Origin of the sequence: Paenibacillus sp. FSL R7-0210 (genome assembly GCF_038009085.1) — a bacterium.
GTDB classification, from domain to species: domain Bacteria; phylum Bacillota; class Bacilli; order Paenibacillales; family Paenibacillaceae; genus Paenibacillus_AQ; species Paenibacillus_AQ silagei.
Map to the genome: position 1 here is coordinate 5067583 of NZ_JBBPAR010000001.1, position 18763 is coordinate 5086345.

The 18763-nt window shown below is 53.9% G+C and carries 20 protein-coding genes; 2 read left to right on the forward strand and 18 right to left on the reverse strand.

Features of this window, described 5'->3' with window-relative positions; genetic code table 11:
- Positions 1–3: 3 nt before the first annotated feature.
- From hemW to MKY64_RS21520, 14 genes are all read right to left on the reverse strand, one after another.
- Complete coding sequence (gene hemW / locus MKY64_RS21455; protein ID WP_340955585.1) at positions 4–1362, reverse strand: radical SAM family heme chaperone HemW; 1359 nt, start codon at positions 1360–1362, stop codon at positions 4–6.
- Positions 1363–1378: 16 nt separating this feature from the next.
- The gene (locus MKY64_RS21460) at positions 1379–1687 is read right to left on the reverse strand and encodes a TIGR04076 family protein (RefSeq protein ID WP_036723289.1); all 309 of its coding nucleotides are present in this window, start codon (positions 1685–1687) and stop codon (positions 1379–1381) included.
- Positions 1688–1740: 53 nt separating this feature from the next.
- Positions 1741–2502 carry a cyclase family protein gene (locus MKY64_RS21465; protein WP_340955588.1) on the reverse strand — a complete coding sequence of 254 codons (762 nt, stop codon included), beginning with the start codon at positions 2500–2502 and terminating at the stop codon, positions 1741–1743.
- A gap of 8 nt (positions 2503–2510) precedes the next feature.
- Positions 2511–3476 (reverse strand): amidohydrolase family protein, encoded by a 966-nt coding sequence (locus MKY64_RS21470; RefSeq protein ID WP_076079592.1) that lies wholly within the window; start codon positions 3474–3476, stop codon positions 2511–2513.
- 50 nt (positions 3477–3526) lie between these two features.
- Entirely contained in the window at positions 3527–3907 is a 381-nt protein-coding gene (locus MKY64_RS21475; protein ID WP_036723287.1) for a cupin domain-containing protein, read from the reverse strand.
- Positions 3908–3917: 10 nt separating this feature from the next.
- The gene (locus tag MKY64_RS21480; protein WP_340955590.1) at positions 3918–5117 is read right to left on the reverse strand and encodes an MFS transporter; all 1200 of its coding nucleotides are present in this window, start codon (positions 5115–5117) and stop codon (positions 3918–3920) included.
- Positions 5118–5137: 20 nt separating this feature from the next.
- Positions 5138–5500: a holo-ACP synthase gene (acpS, locus tag MKY64_RS21485; RefSeq protein ID WP_445323312.1), complete on the reverse strand. Its 363-nt coding sequence runs from the start codon at positions 5498–5500 to the stop codon at positions 5138–5140.
- A 14-nt stretch (positions 5501–5514) separates the two neighbouring features.
- Positions 5515–5733: a phosphopantetheine-binding protein gene (locus MKY64_RS21490; protein ID WP_036723283.1), complete on the reverse strand. Its 219-nt coding sequence runs from the start codon at positions 5731–5733 to the stop codon at positions 5515–5517.
- Positions 5734–5779: 46 nt separating this feature from the next.
- On the reverse strand, positions 5780–7027 hold the full coding sequence (locus MKY64_RS21495; RefSeq protein WP_340955594.1) for a beta-ketoacyl-[acyl-carrier-protein] synthase family protein: 1248 nt from the start codon (positions 7025–7027) through the stop codon (positions 5780–5782).
- Positions 7024–8346, reverse strand: coding sequence for a beta-ketoacyl-[acyl-carrier-protein] synthase family protein (locus tag MKY64_RS21500; RefSeq protein WP_340955596.1), 1323 nt, complete (start codon positions 8344–8346; stop codon positions 7024–7026). The genes MKY64_RS21495 and MKY64_RS21500 overlap by 4 nt, the downstream gene beginning before the upstream one ends.
- 8 nt (positions 8347–8354) lie before the next feature.
- Entirely contained in the window at positions 8355–8810 is a 456-nt protein-coding gene (locus tag MKY64_RS21505) for an SRPBCC family protein (RefSeq protein ID WP_339313015.1), read from the reverse strand.
- A 173-nt stretch (positions 8811–8983) separates the two neighbouring features.
- A complete protein-coding gene (locus MKY64_RS21510) occupies positions 8984–9583 on the reverse strand; it encodes a winged helix-turn-helix domain-containing protein (RefSeq protein WP_162174671.1) in 600 nt (199 codons plus the stop codon).
- Between the two features lie 290 nt (positions 9584–9873).
- Positions 9874–11103 (reverse strand): MFS transporter, encoded by a 1230-nt coding sequence (locus tag MKY64_RS21515; protein WP_036723276.1) that lies wholly within the window; start codon positions 11101–11103, stop codon positions 9874–9876.
- Between the two features lie 109 nt (positions 11104–11212).
- Positions 11213–11800 carry a TetR/AcrR family transcriptional regulator gene (locus tag MKY64_RS21520; RefSeq protein ID WP_036723275.1) on the reverse strand — a complete coding sequence of 196 codons (588 nt, stop codon included), beginning with the start codon at positions 11798–11800 and terminating at the stop codon, positions 11213–11215.
- A gap of 269 nt (positions 11801–12069) precedes the next feature.
- Here MKY64_RS21520 and MKY64_RS21525 point away from each other — a divergent pair, with 269 nt between their 5' ends.
- Both MKY64_RS21525 and MKY64_RS21530 read left to right on the forward strand, forming a co-directional pair.
- Complete coding sequence (locus MKY64_RS21525; protein WP_340955601.1) at positions 12070–12909, forward strand: aldo/keto reductase; 840 nt, start codon at positions 12070–12072, stop codon at positions 12907–12909.
- Positions 12910–12986: 77 nt separating this feature from the next.
- The gene (locus MKY64_RS21530; RefSeq protein ID WP_340955603.1) at positions 12987–13982 is read left to right on the forward strand and encodes an S-layer homology domain-containing protein; all 996 of its coding nucleotides are present in this window, start codon (positions 12987–12989) and stop codon (positions 13980–13982) included.
- Positions 13983–14048: 66 nt separating this feature from the next.
- Here MKY64_RS21530 and MKY64_RS21535 read toward each other — a convergent pair whose 3' ends face one another.
- Genes MKY64_RS21535 through MKY64_RS21550 form a run of 4 tightly spaced genes read right to left on the reverse strand, consistent with a single transcriptional unit; the run spans position 14049 to position 18597 of the window.
- Positions 14049–14984: an AraC family transcriptional regulator gene (locus MKY64_RS21535; protein WP_340955604.1), complete on the reverse strand. Its 936-nt coding sequence runs from the start codon at positions 14982–14984 to the stop codon at positions 14049–14051.
- A 54-nt stretch (positions 14985–15038) separates the two neighbouring features.
- Positions 15039–15968, reverse strand: coding sequence for a carbohydrate ABC transporter permease (locus MKY64_RS21540; protein WP_340955605.1), 930 nt, complete (start codon positions 15966–15968; stop codon positions 15039–15041).
- A 12-nt stretch (positions 15969–15980) separates the two neighbouring features.
- Entirely contained in the window at positions 15981–16934 is a 954-nt protein-coding gene (locus MKY64_RS21545; protein ID WP_339254090.1) for an ABC transporter permease, read from the reverse strand.
- Between the two features lie 28 nt (positions 16935–16962).
- Positions 16963–18597, reverse strand: a complete 1635-nt coding sequence (locus MKY64_RS21550; RefSeq protein WP_209878751.1) for an extracellular solute-binding protein — start codon at positions 18595–18597, stop codon at positions 16963–16965.
- Between the last annotated feature and the right edge of the window lie 166 nt (positions 18598–18763).

Consider the following 18763-nt stretch of genomic DNA (forward strand, 5'->3'; position numbering starts at 1 on the left):
TCCTTATGATTGAACCGATTGTACCGGGCGTCCCTTAGCCAGCTTCATCCGGTGCTGCAGCCCGTAATCCGCATATTTCGCGGAGAAAAATTGCTTGCTCACATTGTTGCCCCATATAATGCCATCCTCGGTCAGGCGAATCCCTTCGGCATCCTGAATCAGCAGCCCGTCCTGCACCAGACGCTCTATCGTCTCCGGGAACAGCTGCTCCGGCTCCTGCCCGAACATCTTCACGAACTCCGCACGGTTAACGGACAGCATCCGCAGACCCTTGGCCATGGCCCCATGCGCCAGCTCCCGCTCATCCGCCTTCTCTCCGCAATTGACCGGCAGCAGCCCGTCCTGCACGCGGGTCATATATTCATTCAGATTGCCGCTGTTGATATACATATAGCCGTTGATAATGCCAAAAGCAGCCGCGCCGATCCCGATCATATGCGCCTGCTCCGAGAAGTATAGGGTGGCGTGCCGGTCCGTCTTGCCCGGCTTGGCGAAATCAATGACGCTGTACTGCTCATACCCGGCTTCCAGCAGCATCTCCTTGGCGATGGTGTACAGCTCGATCTCCCGGTAGACATCCCCGATGCCCGGAATCTTCCCTTCCGCTATACGCGAAGCAATCTGCGTATGCGGCACCACACAGAAGGAAATCACACAGATATGGTCAATCTCCTGCTCGATGGAGGTGAGAATATCCGCCCGCCATTGATCCAGCGTCTGACCCGGCAGATTGTACATCAGATCAATCCCAACATTCTCAATACCGCTGTTACGCGCATTCTTCACTAACGCGAACGAGTCCTCCACACTGTGGTACAGTCCCAGCACCTCGGCCAGCTCCTCCTGGAAGGTCTGCACGCCCACGCTGATCCGGTTCAATCCCTGCAAAGCCAAGGTCTCCAGCTTGTCCGCCGTGAAATTCCGGGGGTTGCCTTCGATGAAGATCATGGCATCGTCGTCCACACGGAAGGACTGCTTCATATATTGCAGGAGTCCGGTCAGCTCTTCCGAGGACAGGCAGGAGGGTGTCCCGCCGCCGAGATTAATAGACGAGACGGTAATGCTGCTGCCGAACGGCGTAGCTGCATAGCTGTCCATCTCCTGCCGGACAGCGGCCAGGTAGCGGTCCACCTGATCCTGCCGCTTCAGATAACGGTTGAACGGGCAGAACGAGCAGGTCGCATCGCAAAAGGGAATATGCAGATACAGCGCCACCGGCGTATCCTTGGTATTCACCTGATCCAGCTCCATCAGCGACCGGACCTCAGGCTCTGTGTGCTGTGAGACAGGCACCGGATAATGCGAGACGCAGATCGAATCTCTCTCCTTGAACATTTCAACGTATGGCTTCGCATTATTCATATGGAGCGGTCTCCCTTCATTTGGATTGCAGCATCCGGCCTGCATATGGAGAATCTTCGGACGGCTCCACCGGGATGCGGCGGATTTCCATAGTCATCTGGTTGCGCATATCCGGGCAAGCCGAGTGTACAATATTGCCCTCCGGGTCCCACGGCAGCTTCGCATCCATGTTCAGCGCCAGCAGCATCGGGAAGACCGCATGAAAGGCCGTTCCGCAGAGATTGCCTGCGTTCAGCGGGGAGACCTTCATGATATCCCCTTCCTTATGTCCTGCTCGGCAATGCCCCTTAACACCCGTAACCTTAAGCTCAAATTCATAATTCATCCCTAATTCCTCCTCATATAATATGTGATTCGTTTCACTTGCAATGAAATGCGCTACTCGATAATCGCTACTGCCCGTACCCAGGCCGCACCGGCCTGCCTGATCTTGATCGGAAAGCAAGCCACCTTGAACCCGTACGGTACCGGAATCTGCTCCAGATTCGCCAGGCGCTCCATGTGGCAATACGTCTGTTCTCTGCCCCAGAAGTGAGCAGGGAACAGATAGGCGTTATCCCCGGTCCGCTTATAATCGCTGATCATATGCTTAAACGGACGGTCGAACCCGTAGCTGTCGATGCCCATCAGCCTGATGCCTTGGCCGGTCAGGAATGCCGTAGCCTCCCTGCTCATCCCCGGATAATCCGTGAGATACTTGGAGGTCCCCCAGTGCCGGTCCGCACCTGTACGGATCAGCACAATATCCAGCGGCTTCAGCTGGTAACCGATCCGCTCAAGCGCCTGCTCCACATCCTGCTTCTCAATCGCCCCGCCCGCCTGGATATGGGTGAAATCCAGCACCACTCCGTCGCCGAAGCACCACTCCAGCGGCACCTCGTCAATGGAGGCTGCCAGCGCTCCCTCACTCCTGGAGCCGAAGTGCAGGGGGGCATCGAAGTGGGTTCCGGTATGAGTGGACGCGGTGATCATCTCCATATTCAGGAACTCTTCGCCCGGGAAGTCCTTCCGGCTCCCGTCGAATTGGCGGGCGAAGCGGTCCGCCCCCTCCTGATGGCCGGTCTGCTCGAACCCGTATGGGGCCAGCTCGCCCGGATTCTGCTCCATAGGCACACTTAAATCTATGAACTGAACTGCCATGTCCTCACCTACTTCATAATTCTGAGTGCGTTGCGTCCCAGGATGTTCTGAACATCCTCCCGTTTGATCTCCTTCACCCCCATCATCAGCTTCATGGGCAGCGGGATCACTACCTTTTGCATGTAATTCAGCACCTCGGCGATGTTCGGGGTAACCGTCCAGTCCGAGCCCCAGAGGATCTTGTGGCTGCCGCAGACCGAGATCATCTTGGCCAGCTCCATCCGGAATACCTTCGGATTATTGTGAATCAGGATATTGGCAACCGCCGTGATCGTCACATACATATTGTCGTGTCTGCCGACCATGTAATAGCACAGGTCATTCCAGGGATGGCCCATATGCTCCACAATCAGGGTCAGGTCGGGAAAATCCACAGCAACATCATCAAGCAGTATCGGGTAGTTATGCTTCATCCGAAAAATACTGCCCGGCGTAATCCCGGTATGCACGCTGACCGGAACGCCCAGCTCGCTGCACCGCTCATACAGCGGATACAGCAAATCCCGGTCATTCAGGACGAAGCCCCCGTAATCATTGGGGTTCAGCTTGAAGCCCTGCATGCCCAGCGTCTTAATGGCATAATCCAGCTCCGCCAGCGCCTCCTTCCCCTTATAGGGATTGACGCTGGCGAAGCCGCGCAGCTTGTCGGGGTGGGCGCGGACCGCCTCGGCGATTTTCTCATTGGACAGCACCTCATAGCCGTAGACATCCTCGAAGCTCAGCTGATGAACCCAGCTCATGGCGATCTGATTCTCGTCCATACAAGCAAGGTAATCCTCCAGCATATTGTTCTCATCCACGAAGCCGTCTCCGCCAGCGCCCACCATCTTTTTCAGATATTGCAGGTCATCGAAGCCCTTCTGCTTCTTGTAATCCGGGACGGTCCCGGCCGCGGCCAGGCTAAGCTCCAGGCTCTTATTCTCCTTGACGGCGAAATGGGCATGGGTATCTACAATCACAAGATCACTCTTCACGTTTGTCTTCTCACCACTTTGCTTAGAATTGGTATTGCCTAGAAGGGAGGTCAGACCTCTCTGTGCCCGATCTCCGGCCTGGGGGCCAGCGGCGCTGTAGCGAAGACCAGCTCCAGCTCGCCCGGACCCTCATTGACTACCCGGTGCCGCTCACCTCTCCGCGCAATGAACAGGCTATTCTCCCGGATGGCATGCGGAATATCCTCAATGAACGCCGTTCCCCGGCCCCGGACGACGTAGACATTCTCTTCGCCGTAATCATGAAGATGCTCCTTGATCTCTTCTCCCGGCTGGAGCAGGACATGGCCCATGATCAGCTGGGTGGACCCGACTGTCGCCGGACTCGCCAGTACGCGCATCTGTCCTCCTCTGGAATGAACCACCGGCACTTCATCCATATGGACCACTGTTTTCGTGTAGACCTGGTTCATACTGCACCCCTTATCCCGCAGATTTATATTCGGTGACGCCAGCTTTTTCCTTCTTACCAAGGCTCAGTGAGATCAGCAGCGTCAGCACCATCAGCCCGGCGGCCACCAGATAGCTGGGATGCGTTCCGATTCTGCTGTAGAAGAATCCGCCAAGCGTGGACCCCAGCGCAATCCCGACCCCCTGTAGGGTCCGGAAGGTTCCCAAGGCCGCGCCCATCTCCATCGGATTAATCTTAATGACCTTATCCGTAATAATCGTATTGACCAGGGTAATAATTGGCCCTTCCGTAAGTCCGATCAGGGCATATCCGAAGGTTAGCAGCCAAGGATTGAAGTCAAGTGCATACAGCAGCACAAGCGCTCCTACACAGATCGACTGGGCCCAGATCAGCGGTGCATGTCTGCCTACCTTGTCTGAGATCCAGCCAACGAAGACTGCTCCGAACGAGGCTACTGCTTCATACGGAATGAAGAGCAGACTGAGCAGCACCAGGGAGATATCCTGTTCCTTAGCCGCGAACGGCACCAGGAAGGTGGTGAAGACCCCCACCATGAAGCACAGGGTTCCGACAATACCCGCCAGCAGAATTTCGCGGACGCCCAGCCATTTGAAGGAGCTTTTGAAGGCTTGCCCGATGCTTCTGCTTGTATTCTTGACCCCGGTCTCCCTCAGCAGCACCGTGGTAACCAGCGTGGACAGCAGCAGCAGTGAAGCCAGCACCGCGAAGGAGGTATGCCAGCCGAAATAATTGCTCAGCAGCCCGCTCACCACATACCCCAGCACCGACCCGGCGCCAATCGCCCCGGACACAATACCCATTGCTCTGCCCCGTTCCTCGGGCTTGCACACATCCATCACCACCGCGAAGATCGGTGTGGACACGAAGCCTCTGGCGAAGCCGAACAGCAGCCACCCCGCCGTGAACAGCAGGACTCCGTGGGATGCAGCCACCATAAATACAGCCACTGCCGATAATGCCATGGAGGCGATAATAATCTTCTTCCGCCCATACCGGTCTGCGAACACGCCGGAGGGAATCGACAGAAAGGTCATCACCAGCGAGGCAATCCCCGCTATCGTTCCAATCTCACCGGAGGTCATGCCGAGATCACTGCTGATCAGGGGTGCGATGGGGAAGATGCTGACCATAATTGAAAATACGAGTAGAATGTTGATGGCCAAAAGTGTGAATATTTTGTTGTTGCTCATGTGACTCGTCCTCCTCACAGTCATTGACTGCTCTCAATAATGATGAATGCAGCAGCATAATCACCGTGATGACTGATGCTTACATGGATGGAATCCTGCTGCTGTACATAAGGCTCCAGGCTGGGGCTGCGGACCAGATAGGGCTGGCCGCCGGGATGGTTAAGGAACTCCAGCTCATTCCAGTCCAGCTCACAGTTCATTCCGGTGCCGATGGCCTTCAGCAGCGCTTCTTTGGCGGCGAATCTGCCGGCCAGGAAGTGTTCGGCATGTCTTTTTTTACAGGCGAACAGCTCCCTCTCTTCCATGGAATAATACTGCTGTACGAACAGTTCACCGCATTTCTCCAGCATCTGCTCGACAAAGCTGATACTGACCAGATCCATGCCGATCCCTCTAATCATGCCTTCAAGGCAACGGCTTCGATCACTTGGGCTACAGAATACGTCTTAAGCACCCTACTCTCAATGAAGATGCCAAACGCCTTCGCAAGTGCTGTAGAGACCAGCGCCAGCTCTGTTGAATCCAGGGCCAAATCGTCATAGAGCCGCGATGATTCGATAATCTCATCCTCAATGCCAATATCCTCAATGATTGCTTTTACCTTCTCGAATACCATTAGATACACCCTCCCGGTTAAGTTAATGTGCCTTAATGTTCATCCTTCACAAGCCTTCAGCGTTCACAACCAGTGCCGAAGAGACACCCCCCCTCCCTCTGGACAGAATCAGCGAAGACTCCACAGCGGTCCGGCGGCTGATCCCCGGCACGAAGTTCAAGCCATTGTCCTGAACAGATTCTGCCAGATACGGAAGGCCGGGCAGCTCCCCGTGATTCATAGCCAGCACGCTCAGTGCCACATCGAACGCCCCTGCCGCTCCAATCGTGTTGCCGAAGACGGTCTTGGGGCAGCCCGCCCACTTGGCTTCTGTACTACTGCCGAACACCTCCTGAATGGCCGAGCATTCAATTCCGTCTTCGCGGGCGGAGGCGGCCCCATCCAGTGACAGATAGCCGATCCGCTCCGGCTGCGTCTCCGAATGCCCGATTGCCAGCTGGATCGCCCTGGCACACTGCGCTATACTCTCCTCAGGCGGGGCGGCGGCTTGGCCGTCATTCGTGAAGCCGAAGCCCTGGATGCTCGCCCGCACCCGGCGGGACGCCTCGCGCTTCTGGAGGCTGCGCTCTGATTCCAGGCAGAGGAACGCGGCTCCTTCAGCCAGAGCCAGCCCGCTGCGCCCCTCCACGAACGGCCGGTATGCCGTCTGCGGGCGGTCCGCACTCAGATTCAGCAGTCCCTCCGTGTTATAGAAGGAGAGCGCCCACGGATCGAGCGGCGTCTCGGCTCCGCCAACGATCGCCGCATCGATGATCCCGCTGCGGATGGCTCTGGCCGCATACGCAATGGCGAGCAGCCCGCTGCTCCGGTCGGCGATCACCGTCTTGCTGTAGCCCTTGATGTCGAAGGCCAGGGACATATGCCCTTGTGCCGCCGCAGGGAACCAGTTGCTCGCCAGATTTGGGTCAATGAAGGGTGCCCCTTCGGTGTGCAGGACACGCAGGCCATTCCGCGCACTCTCCCAGCCCCCCGAGTTGTTGCCGACGAAGATGCCGATCCGCTCGCGGCTCATCTGGTCAAGCTCCCAGTGCGCATCATCCATGGCATCCTTCGCAGCCAGGATCGACATGACAGAGAAGCGGGAGCATTTCTTGAGCAGACGCTTCGAGATGACCCGCTCCGGCTCCATCCCGCTGACTTGTCCGGCGAAGGGAGGCGCGGCTCCGGCTGTACCCTCAAGCTGAAGCGGAGTCATATAGTTCCGGCCACTCAGGAGTCCCTCCCAGAAGGCCCCGGCACTATTCCCGCACGGCCCCACCATCCCTACTCCGGTTACGAATACTGTATTCTTCATAGGCTGCACATCCATTGTTCAGTCTGAAGCTTGCCTGCCCGATTGCTGTATTCGTTCGCTGCCAGAATCATCGCGGAGTGAATCCCGGAGAATCCGCTGGCATTGGTCAAAATATGGTACAGGTCGCGCTGGATCGCTTGCTTCGGCACATAATTCAGATCACAGGCCGGGTCCGGCTCGTCCAGATTGGCGGTTGGCGGGATATAGCCCTCGTTCAAGGCCAGCAGGCAATGCACAATTTCAATGGCACTCGCTGCCGAGAGCGGATGACCTACCATCGATTTCGTGGAGCTGATCGGGATGGAGTAGGCGAGCTCTCCGAACGTTCTTTTATAAGCCGCGGTCTCAAAAGCATCATTCTGCGGAGTCGAGCTTCCATGTGCGTTGATATATTGAATGTCCTCCGCTGTCAGGCCCGCGTTGCCCAGCGCCTCGTTCATCGTCAGACTGAGCGCATCCCCGTCCTGTGGCAGATCGGTCATATGAAAAGCGTTATTCGTACTGGCGAATCCGGTCACCTCGCCATAGATCGGCGCCAGCCGCCGGAGCGCATGCTCCAGCTCCTCCAGCACCACTACAGCACAGCCTTCGCTGAGAACGAAGCCGCTGCGGTTCTTCTCAAAAGGTCTCGAAGCCCGCTGCGGGTCATCGTTGAACCTGGAGGTCAACGCACCGATGGCATCGAAGGAGGATATGGTCATAGAGCTGACCGGTGCTTCCGCTGCGCCGCAGATCATGACGTCATGTTCCCCGGCTGTAATCGACTCATAGCCATATCCGACAGCATCAATGCCGCCCGTGCAGCCTGTGGACATGACCAGTGCCTCTCCCTGAAGCCCGAACTCATGCGCCACTTCGAAGGCAATATAAGAGAACATGCCTTTGCGGTACAAATCCTCCTGACAGAGTCCATGATCAATCGGCCCCTGCCCGCCCTCCGTCATCCGCAGGAAGGTCTGCTCCGAGAACGGGGTGTCGGCAATCGCATTGGCGATGCAAACCCCGGAACGCTCCCGCAGCTCCTTCGTGAACGCAAGCCCCGCATCGGCAACCGCCCTTATCGCGGCGTTGACCGCCAGAATACCCGGCCGCCCCATGCCTGCCCGCTGCGCTTCATCAGCCGTCCGGCCCAAATGCTCGAACTGCGGTATTGTGCCGGTAACGCGGCTTTTCAACGCCATATGCTCATAGCCCTGCAAGCGGTCATATCCCACCTTGCCCTGCAGGCTGTTCCTCCAGAACTGCTCCAGCGTATTCCCCAGCGGGGTAAGCAGCCCCATGCCGGTGATCACGACTCTTTTTCTTGTCACATTCTCCATATAAGCCCTCAGCTCCGAACCGTTTGCTTCTCGATATTGTGCTTGATCGCCGTCATCTGCTCCTTGGTCGTGCGGTTCAGATGCGCTTCCACCTGCTCTCCGGTCAGCCCGCTTGCCGGATCTACCTCGAATTCCTGAATCCAGGTCATATACGTCCCTTCGTCCTGCTCCTCATAGAGCCATTCGAGATTCATATGCTTGAACGGCAGCAGCGGCGCCAGGCGTCTGGCCGTAATCCGGAAGTTCGGCCGGTCCAGCCAGCGTTCCGATTCCCATGTGCGTGAAGGCCGATTCCCCTCGGGATGTGTCGTCAGCTCAAACCGGATGTAGGCCTCCCCTTGCTCCAGCACCCGCGTTTCCTTATATTCCGTGAATAAATCTGTCCAGTGCGCAATATCATTCGTACGCTCAAATACGGTGATCCGGTCTGCGTGAATCCAGATACTGTTCTGAATCGTTGCCACTCCATATGCCTCCCCATTCGTATTAATGACATCGTAACGCCTAAGCCCGGAAGGGGACATAACCCGGCTGTTAAGCTTGCGTTAATTTACAGTTATTGTTGATTTATGGGAGGAGACGGAAGATTACAATCTATGTGTTTCCCGGGCACAAAAAAAGACCTGACAGAACTCTGTCAGATCAATGGGTTCACCGAATATCCGATCCCCCGGCGAAACAGGATGATGTCGCTTCGTCCGGAGATGATCTCGATTTTGTGCCTCAGCTTGTATACGTACTGCCTCACAATCTCAGGGGATGTATACCTGTCCCATAGCTGGTGCAGAATCTGCTCGGTGGGGATGTACTGGCCCTGGCATTCCAGCAGCAGCTCCAGGAGTTCGAACTCTTTACAGGTAAGCTCAATGACGAATTCTCCGACCTTCAGGGATTTGGAGTGCAGATGAAGGGCGATATCCTTGATTTGTCTGGTGTGGTGTGTGTGAGGGGCCAGTCCTTCGTCGAACCAGCAGCGCAACCGGCTGAACAATTCCTCCTGGAAGCCGTTGCGCTCGAAGCTGCTGATGTACATATGATTGGAAGGAAAAGGGACAGGGGTACCCTGCGCGCTGATCTCTTCTACAATGAAGAATATTCTCAGCGTAAGCATCTGTTGCAGATACTGCATCGTGTGAATGAAGCCCGGGTTGAAATCAGGGGTGCTGATCACTACACCATCCAGCTGTAGGCCTTCCTTCACAATATCGACGAGCGCCTCAAGCTCCTTGAAATGCAATACCTTACAACCGTACACCTGTGAAAAAAAAGAATGAACATTCTTAAACCTGCAATCCTCACAAGGCTCTGTGGAATCTGCACAACACACCAGCGCAACACGCATGAACTTCTCTCCAATCCCATTCTTCTCAAATACTACCGGTTTCACAAAGATTACATTTTCTATAATATAGTATTTTTTGGGATATAAAAGGAAAAATATCATAGCTTCTTACTTGAAAAATGAACAAAAAAGGGCCGCGCATTTTCGCTACGGTCCTCTGTTTTACGGACAACCCTCTATCTGCATTACTTACCCGCTGTTTCTCCCCCCTCTGCCTGCTTAGCTACAGGGTAGTCGAAGCGTAGACGAAGCGCTACCAAGGCCGCCAGCATCAAAATCAAACCGGATAGCATATAGACAAAGATAAGCGAGCTTTGCGCCACCAGCATACCAGAAAGTCCTGTCCCGATCAGCGTACACCCGATAAAAATTGGAGTGATGAGGCCATTAATCCGTCCGATATATTCAGCTCGAACCAAAGTCAGCATATACGTGCCAATTACAGTCTGCGTTAAAGCCAGGAACAGACCGGTAATCAGCCGCATCCCGCCTGTTAGAATGGGCCAGACCGACCATACTTCAATCATCGTCCCCGCCCCGAGCAAAATCAAACCGGCGAAAACCACCCCTTTGCCCTTCAGGCGACCGGACAGGCTGGCGGCGATTATTGCCCCGATCAGGAGGCCCAAGCCGGACAAGGCGGTAAACCACTGCAAGTCTGCTTCTGCCAATCCCAGCCGCTCCGTAACCAGAAAGATGTCAAGCGGAGCGGTCAGACCAGCTCCCAGAGCAAGGACGCCAAACATCACCATCAACACTTTCAAGTTGGCATGTTCCCGCAGGTAGAGCAGTCCGCCGCGTAAATCCCTGACCACAGCCTGCACTGACAACCTTTCCATGGAGCGCGGCGAATCCGGCAGGAAGAGCAAAAAACAAGCGGAAAGCGCAAAGATTACCAGCAGGCTGCTCAAGGAAACCATAACTCCGAAGGTGTAGTAAACAAAGGTGCCGAGGATGGGGCCCAGAATGATAAACAGCGAGCCGACCATCTGGGTCATCGCCATGGCAGCCGTCAACTCTTGTTCAGGAACATGGGTTTTAAGCAATTTGGCCGAGGATGGCTGGGAGAACTGCGACACAATCGCGGAGATCATCGTCACAATAAAAACCGCCTGCCAGTATCCCCATGCCACCACAAATAAAATTGGCACAATGGAGAGAAAGCTTAGAACATCGCCCCAGATCATGGTGCGTTTGGGGCGCCAACGGTCAGCCAGCACACCGCCCACCAGGGAAAATAAGAAAATCGGCGCGTATTCCACCACCGTAAGCAAGGACACAGCCACCGGGTCACCCTGCGTCTGCTGCACCACATAATAGAGCAAAGCCATATTTCGCACCCAAATCCCCACCTGCTGCAGCACATCCGAGGCCATCACCAGCAGAAATACCCGATTTCGCAACAATTCTTTCATCGTATTACCTCCTTTTTCAATAAAACTGACCGTTCGGTTTAATAATTCTCAAATAAAGCGTGCCTGCCCGAGTAGTGCGGTTCAACGACTCGAACAGGCTGCGCTTCATTCATTTCTTCTTAATTCCCTCCAATAACACAGCCACCGCTTCTTGCGTATGCTGGTGCATCCCGTCTTTGGGGAACACTTGGGGGTACAGCGTCAAGCCGCTTAACATACTGGTGAATAACACAGCCAGTCGGCTCGAGTCCGCCTTAGTAAAAACCTGCTGCTCCATTCCCTCCCGGAAGATCTCGGTAAATACTTCAATCTGCACCATTGAGATCTCAATCAGCCGCTGATGTATCTCCTGGTAACCATCCTGCATATTCATGGAGAACTCTTCAGCCACCTTCGTCAGAGGACTCTGGAAGCTGTTCACAAAATGCAAGCTTGCTCCCATCAGTCTGCTTCCGACCTCCGGAAATTGGCGGCGAATCTCCGACCACTCCTCCACCCATTCGCGGTTGATTTTTTCGACCATACTCACAAACAAATCATCTTTGCTGGAAAAGTGGTAATAAATGCTGCCCTTGCTGACCCCGGTGTGCTTGACGATATCCTCCATCGAGGTGGCGGCATATCCCTTCTGCACAAAAAGCTCCAACGCCTGGTCTAGGATCATACTCCGCTTTACCGAACCTTTTGGTGTACTCATTTCATTCCTCCTAAAAAACCGACTGTTCGGTTTAATTATATGGGTTCATATTTGGGAATGCAAGCCTGATTATTATACGGAGTGCGACAGCGGAGAAAAGAGCATAATCCATGCTATCTCCGGATTATTTTTTTGCTTTTCTCATAAAAATCCTACGAAGTGCATCCGTCTCGATTTTCTTTCCCAATGATGATTCGTTGCCTTCTTATGCTATAATCGTTGACCAAGAGGGCTGGTTATACGAACTCAAACGGAAAGGAAGATGCGAAATGGAACATTTCGTTTTGAATAACGGAGTCCAGATGCCGAAGGTGGGTCTGGGTGTGTATAACATCAAAGACAATAATGAAGACGCTCTAGTATGGGCGCTTCAGAACGGGTACCGGCATCTGGATACGGCAGCAGCTTACCGCAACGAGGAGCTGATAGCCAGGGCTATTCAGAAATCGGGTGTACCTCGAAGCGAGCTCTTTATTACGACCAAAGTATGGAGCACGGACCTGGGGCGAAAGACCCGTAAAGCCTTTGAAGCCAGTCTTCAAAAACTCCAAACGGATTATGTCGATCTCTACCTGATCCACTGGCCCGCCAAGCACTATCTGGAAAGCTGGCATGTCCTGGAGTCTTTATACAAGGAGGGGAATATCCGGGCGATCGGGGTGTCCAATTTTGAGCCGGAGCATCTGGACAAGGTCATGAAGCAGGGGACGATTGTCCCCGCAGTGAATCAAATTCAGACGAACCCGCTGCTCCAGCAAGGGTCGCTTCATGATTATATGAGGGGGCACGGTATCCAGCATGTTGCGTGGAGCCCTTTTGGACACGGTAACCTGGAGATGCTTGCGCACCCTGTACTCACCGAAATGGCAGAGAGGTATGATAAAACAGCGGCGCAAGTCATCCTGAGATGGAACCTTGAGCGGGATATCGCTGTGATTCCGAAGTCCGTTACTCCTGCAAGGCTGAAACAGAATCTGGAGCTGTTTGATTTCTCCTTGTCGGACGAAGAGATGAAGAGAATCGCAGCCCTGGATCAGAATAAAAGAGGATTTACCGATCCGCAAAATAAATTTTACCTGTGGACCACCCGGTTTACCCCGTTGTCCTAAGTTTTTTCGTATTATTTTCCGGACAACTGCAACCTTTCGCCGTAAAGAACCATCTGAGTATATAGAGGTGATGCACAATGAAACCAACTAATCTAACGAAGCACGCAAAAAAAATGAGCATCGCGTGCGGAATCCTGGCTGCCAGCTTATCCTTCGGAGCGTCCGCATTTGCCTTTTCGGACCTCAAGGGAAATTCAGCCGAAACCAAGATCAATACACTGCATAGCGCCGGTGTAATTAACGGAATTACGAACGACCTGTTTGCTCCCAATGCCAAAGTGACGAATGCGCAAGCCGTACAGTTTCTTGTAAAAGGATTGGCGCTTGCACCGAAAGCCGGTTCCGACAGCAATACTAAGGCCAGCCAGCTCTTTGACAATGTAAAAGATAATGCCTGGTACGCCTCCTCCTTCGCCCTTGCGAAGCAGAGCGGCCTGACACTGGCAAAGGATATCAACCCGAATGCACCGATGACCCGCGCGGAATTCGCCCATCTATTGACCCAAGCCTTGCAGAGCAAGGGCAATTTCCCGGTAACCAAGATGTTCTTCATGATTGAGGATGGCGATAAACTTACTCCAGAGGTTAATTACAGCCTGCAGGTGCTGCTGAACACGAAGGTGCTCACACTGGATAACGGGAAATTCCGCCCGTCCGATGCGATTACCCGCGCTGAAGCCGCTGTTATGATCCATGATGCCGCTGAATTCGCCGACCGGGTGATTACGCCGAACAATCCGGGCAATGAGCCTTCTGAGCCGGAGCCGGTTCCGGCTAACAATTACGTCTCTGATGTAGTCCTGGACAAAGTCGCTGAAGGCGTTAACAAAGCCACCATCACCGTTGACAATCTGCCGAACCCCGGCTACGGTCTCGCGGTAGAGCGTATCGAGTTCACCAGCGCCACTAAGGCGGTAATCTACTTCAAGGTAACCCTGCCTGACCCGGATAAAATGTACCCGCAAGTGATCACCAAAGGCTCGGTATCCACATACCTGCCCGCAGGCTACACTGCAACGGCTGAGCCTGTAATGGGTTCGCGCTGGCTTGATCCGTCGGCTCCAGCGAAGTAAGCTTCTCTATCTATAGATAGATAAAAGCAGTTCCCGTATAGGGAACTGCTTTTTCTTGTTTTACGCCTACTTACTCAACCGCAGCCGGTTCCGGTAATCCATCGGGCGGCAGCCGTAGGTCTTCTTGAACATCTCCGTGAACCGGTTCACATTGCTGAAGCCGGTCATGCCGGAGATCTCCATGATCTTCTTATCCGTGGTCTCCAGCAGGCTGACCGCCTCCGAGATCCGGTATTCGTTCAGGAAGTCCATCGGGGACAGGTCGAACTGCTTCTTCATGAACCGGCAAAAGTAAGACGTGCTCATGTTGACCTGCTGCGCCATATCGGAGAGCGTGATCCGCTTACTGTAGTTCTGCTGGACGTAGGCCAGCGTTTTTTTGGCCAGCATGGAGCTGTTGCCGCCCCGGGACTGCCCGGGCAGTCCTGCCCGCGGATGCTCAGCCGCACACTTTTCCAGCCGGTACAGCACCTCGAACAGTCTAGCCTTAATCAGCATCTCATAGCCGTGCGCCTCCTGCTGATAGAGATCCCGCACCTCCTCCAGCAGTGGAATCAGCCGCAGCTTCTCCTCCAGCTCCCGCCCGATCAGCAGCGGATAACGCCGGTTGTCGAGGAAAAGCGGGGAAACAAACTGCTGCTGAATCTGGTCTCTCTCCAGGCTGGAGAGGAAATTGAAGTGCACCAGCACCGCGCAGAAAATAATCTCCTCCTGATCCACCCGAATCGCCGAATGCAGCATATTGGGTTGAATGAAAACCGCCTCTCCGCTCTGGACGACCAATTTCTCCTGCCCCACATGGAATTTGGCCGTGCCCTTGATCATGAACAGCAGCTCCAGCTCTTCATGCCAGTGGGAATACAGCACCAGATTATTGAGCGAGGATAGCTTGGTTACATGCACACTCATGCGGAATTGTCTGCTGCCATGCATAAGCTTTTCCTTCATATCCTGAGATACGGGTTCGCCGATGGAATCGAGCAGTTCAAGACTTTTTTTCACTGAGGTTCCCTCCTCCCGGCCCACTGGATGCTGCACGCAGCGTCAGCTATACGCTCAGCCCTTCACCGCACCGATCATTACGCCCTTCTCGAAGTACTTCTGGATAAACGGATAGATAATCAGCACCGGCACCGTCGATACGATAATGACCGCATATTTGATCTGATCCGCGAACTGCTGGGCATAGCTGCCCGCACCGGCCCCGGCACCTGATCCGGCTCCGCCCGCGAACGCCTGATTGGATAATAGAATATTGCGCAGGACGATCTGCAGCGGCTGTAAGCTATCCGTGTTGATATAGAGCAAGGCGTTAAAGAAGTCGTTCCAGTGACCCACCATATAATAGAGCGTGATGACGGAGATCACCGCCTTGGACAGCGGAACCACCACCGAGATGAAGTAGCGGAAGTGCGAGCAGCCATCCAGGGTAGCCGCTTCGTGCAGCTCCTCCGGTATAGAAGTCTCGAAGAAGGTTCTTGTAATAATCAGATTGTATACACTAATGGCGCCGTTCACAATCATTACCCAAGGCGTATTCAGCAGATTCAGGTCACGGATAAGCAGATAGGTAGGAATCATGCCCCCGCCAAAATACATCGTGATCACGAACAGCGGCATAATGAACCTGCGTGCCCGGAATTTCCGCTGGGACAAGGCATACGCCGCAGGGAGCGTGACCAGCAGATTGAGCAGCGTGCCCAGCACCGTGTAAATAATCGTATTTTTATATCCCTGCCAGATCCGGGTGTCCTTGAATATCTGCTCATAGCCGTACAGGTTAATGTCCTTAGGCCATAGAATAACCTGTCCCTGGTTCACCATGGTGGAGTTGCTGACGGAAGCTATGATGATGAAATACAGCGGGTACGCGACCATGATGAACGCGGCGATGCTTATAACCGCAACCACCAGCGTATACAGCCTGTCTGCGATACCGCCCGAATGCTGTATCTTTTGCGAATGAGCGGCGTGACTGTTTGACATCCCATTTCCTCCTCACATCAGACTGATTTTTGAAGTTTTTTTGGCCAGTGCATTCGCCAGCATCAGGAACGTGAAGTTGATCAGGGTATTAAATAGTCCGACCGCTGAACCGAAGCTGAACTGGTTGGATTTCACGCCCACATTGAAGACATACGTGGAGATGACCTCCGAGACGGGCTTGTTAAGACTATTTTGCATAAGAAAAGTCTTCTCGAAGCCCACACTGAGTATGCTGCCCATATTCATAATCAATAAAATAATAATCGTCGGCAGGATGGCCGGAAGCTCCACGTGCCAGACGGTCTGCCAGCGGTTAGCCCCGTCAATCCGGGCGGCGTCATACTGCTGCGCATCCACCGAGGACAGGGCGGCGATGAAGATAATGCTGTTCCAGCCGCAGGCCTGCCAGATGGCAGAGATGACATACACCGGAACGAAGGCACCAGGGTCACCTATCAAATTCGTATCCGCAGGGATCAGGTGCAAGGCCTTCAGGAAGCCGTCGATCAGTCCGGTGGTAGGAGACAGCATAATCTGCAGCAACGCAACCAGAACAACGGTAGAAATGAAGTAAGGCATATACACCGTAGTCTGCAGGATACGCTTGCGTCTGTTGCTGCGGATCGAGTTAACCACCAGCGCCAGCAGAATCGGCATCGGGAAGCCTAGCAGGATGGAGAAAAACGCAATGATAAACGTATTTCGCAGCGTAGGCCAGAACATCGGGCTGTTGAAATACTGCTCGAAATATTTGAACCCGGCCCATTCCCCGCCCGTCAGTCCTTTACTGAAATCAAATTCACGAAAAGCAAGCTGGATACCATACATCGGACCATAACAGAAAATGGCGATGTAAATGACCGCAGGAAGCACCATCAGCCATAGCTGGTAATGCCCGGCCTGCTTACGAAGCCATCCGTTCCCGCGCAGCGTCTGATGCGGCACCGTGGTCTGTGCTGGTTTCATTTGGGAGCGCCCCTTCCATTCAAGTCCACTATTTCAAGGTCGAGAGGTATTCGTCATAAGCCTTTTGGCGGATTTGCAGATTCTGCTCCAGGCCGGAGCTATTGACGGAGGCGACATACGCAGCCCACTCCTTCTCAATATCAACCTTGGTGGTCAGCCAGTTGGCCCACTTTTGATCCGTGATATTATTGACGTTCGCCTGATTCATTGCCAGGGTGTTGGTGTCCTCCGTGCTGTACTTCATGAAGTTCTGCGGGTAGACATTGCTCTTCTCGTCTGCCTTATTCAACAGCTCATCATAGACAGCCTTCTCCTTCAGCACATTCTGCATATCCGAGCCAAGCGTCACCTTGTCCTTCAGCGCATCGGCAATGTACATCGGACCATTATCCGCGAACGAATTCGTCCATTTCCACGAGCCCGGGTCGAGGGATGCATCCGCCGGAGGAAGAATCGCATACGTGCCGTCCCCGTTATCCTTGATTCCCTTATCTGTGTCATTCATCCCGCCGAACAGGACCTGCAGACTAACCTCCGGCTCATAAAAAGCATCAATGAACCGCATCGCGGCTTCCTTGTTCTTGGAGCGGGCACTGACCGACACCGCATTGGAGCCGTAATTCTGGTAGTAGTAGTCATTGCTCCAGTACAGCTCATTCGTAGAGTCTGCATGCTGCTTCAGCTGCGGCAGGGTAACATATTGATCCTTCAGCTCATTGCCGAAGCGGTCTCCTGTCTCCCAGCCCCAGGTGAATCCGACCTTGGCTGTAGTTCCATTCCCGCGGGCAACGGACTGGTATTTGGAGTAATCCTGCGTGACCACTTCCTTGCTGATCAGGTTCTGGCTGTACAGCTTCTGCAGGAATTGCATGAGTGTCTTGAACCGCTCATCTACATAGAAATTCTTAACCTGGGCCCCTTCGGTGAAGTAGCCGTCGCTCGCCCCGTTGGACAGAGGCAGCCCAAGGCTGCCCAGCAGCAGCTTCGGTGTGAAATCCCAGCCGATCGGGTTGAAGTCCATCGGAATCTCATCCGTCTTATCCCCGTTCTGATTCGGGTCTCCCTCGCGGAAGGCAAGCAGCACAGTCTCTAGCTCATCCCAAGTCGTAGGCACCTGAAGGCCGAGATTGTCGAGCCAGGTTTTGTTAATGAACATTGAGGCGGTGGAGCCGGGCCAGATCCCCTTATAACGCGGAGTGCCGTAGAGCTTCCCGTCAATTTGAGTAGCAAGCGTTTTCAATTCCGGGTGCTCGCTGAACATCTTTTGAATATTAGGAGCGTCCTTCTCAATCAGCGGGCCCAGATCCTCGAACAACCCGTTGAATTGTACAAAATCGGAGTTAGAGGTCGCATTGAACAGCAAATCCGGAATTTCACCGCTGGCAAACAGGGCACTTTTCTTCTGATCCCAGTCCGCAGAGATTTGCTGCCATTCAATTTCGACATTCGCCTTCTCTTCTATTTCAGCGAGCCATTTCATTTGCGTGACATCTTTGGTTAGTGAATGCTTCACGATAATCGCCTTCAGTTTCGTCTTCCCCTCCGGCGTGTTGCTGCCGTCGTTCCCCGCATCCGGGCTGTTCCCCTTACTGCTGCAGCCTGTGAGTGATAGTCCTGCCAAAGCGCCTGCCAGCATCAAGGCAAGAATACTCTTTTTTCTCATTTGACTTACCCCCTTAGTAGGAATTCATAAATGATCTATGCTTAAGAGCGAAGCTCTGTTAGCCGGGAGACTCGGAACTATTAGGTCACAAAACACTCAGGTAATACAAGCTATTCCTGCTTCGCATTATTCACGAAAGCGTTATCATTATTATAATTTTTCTTCC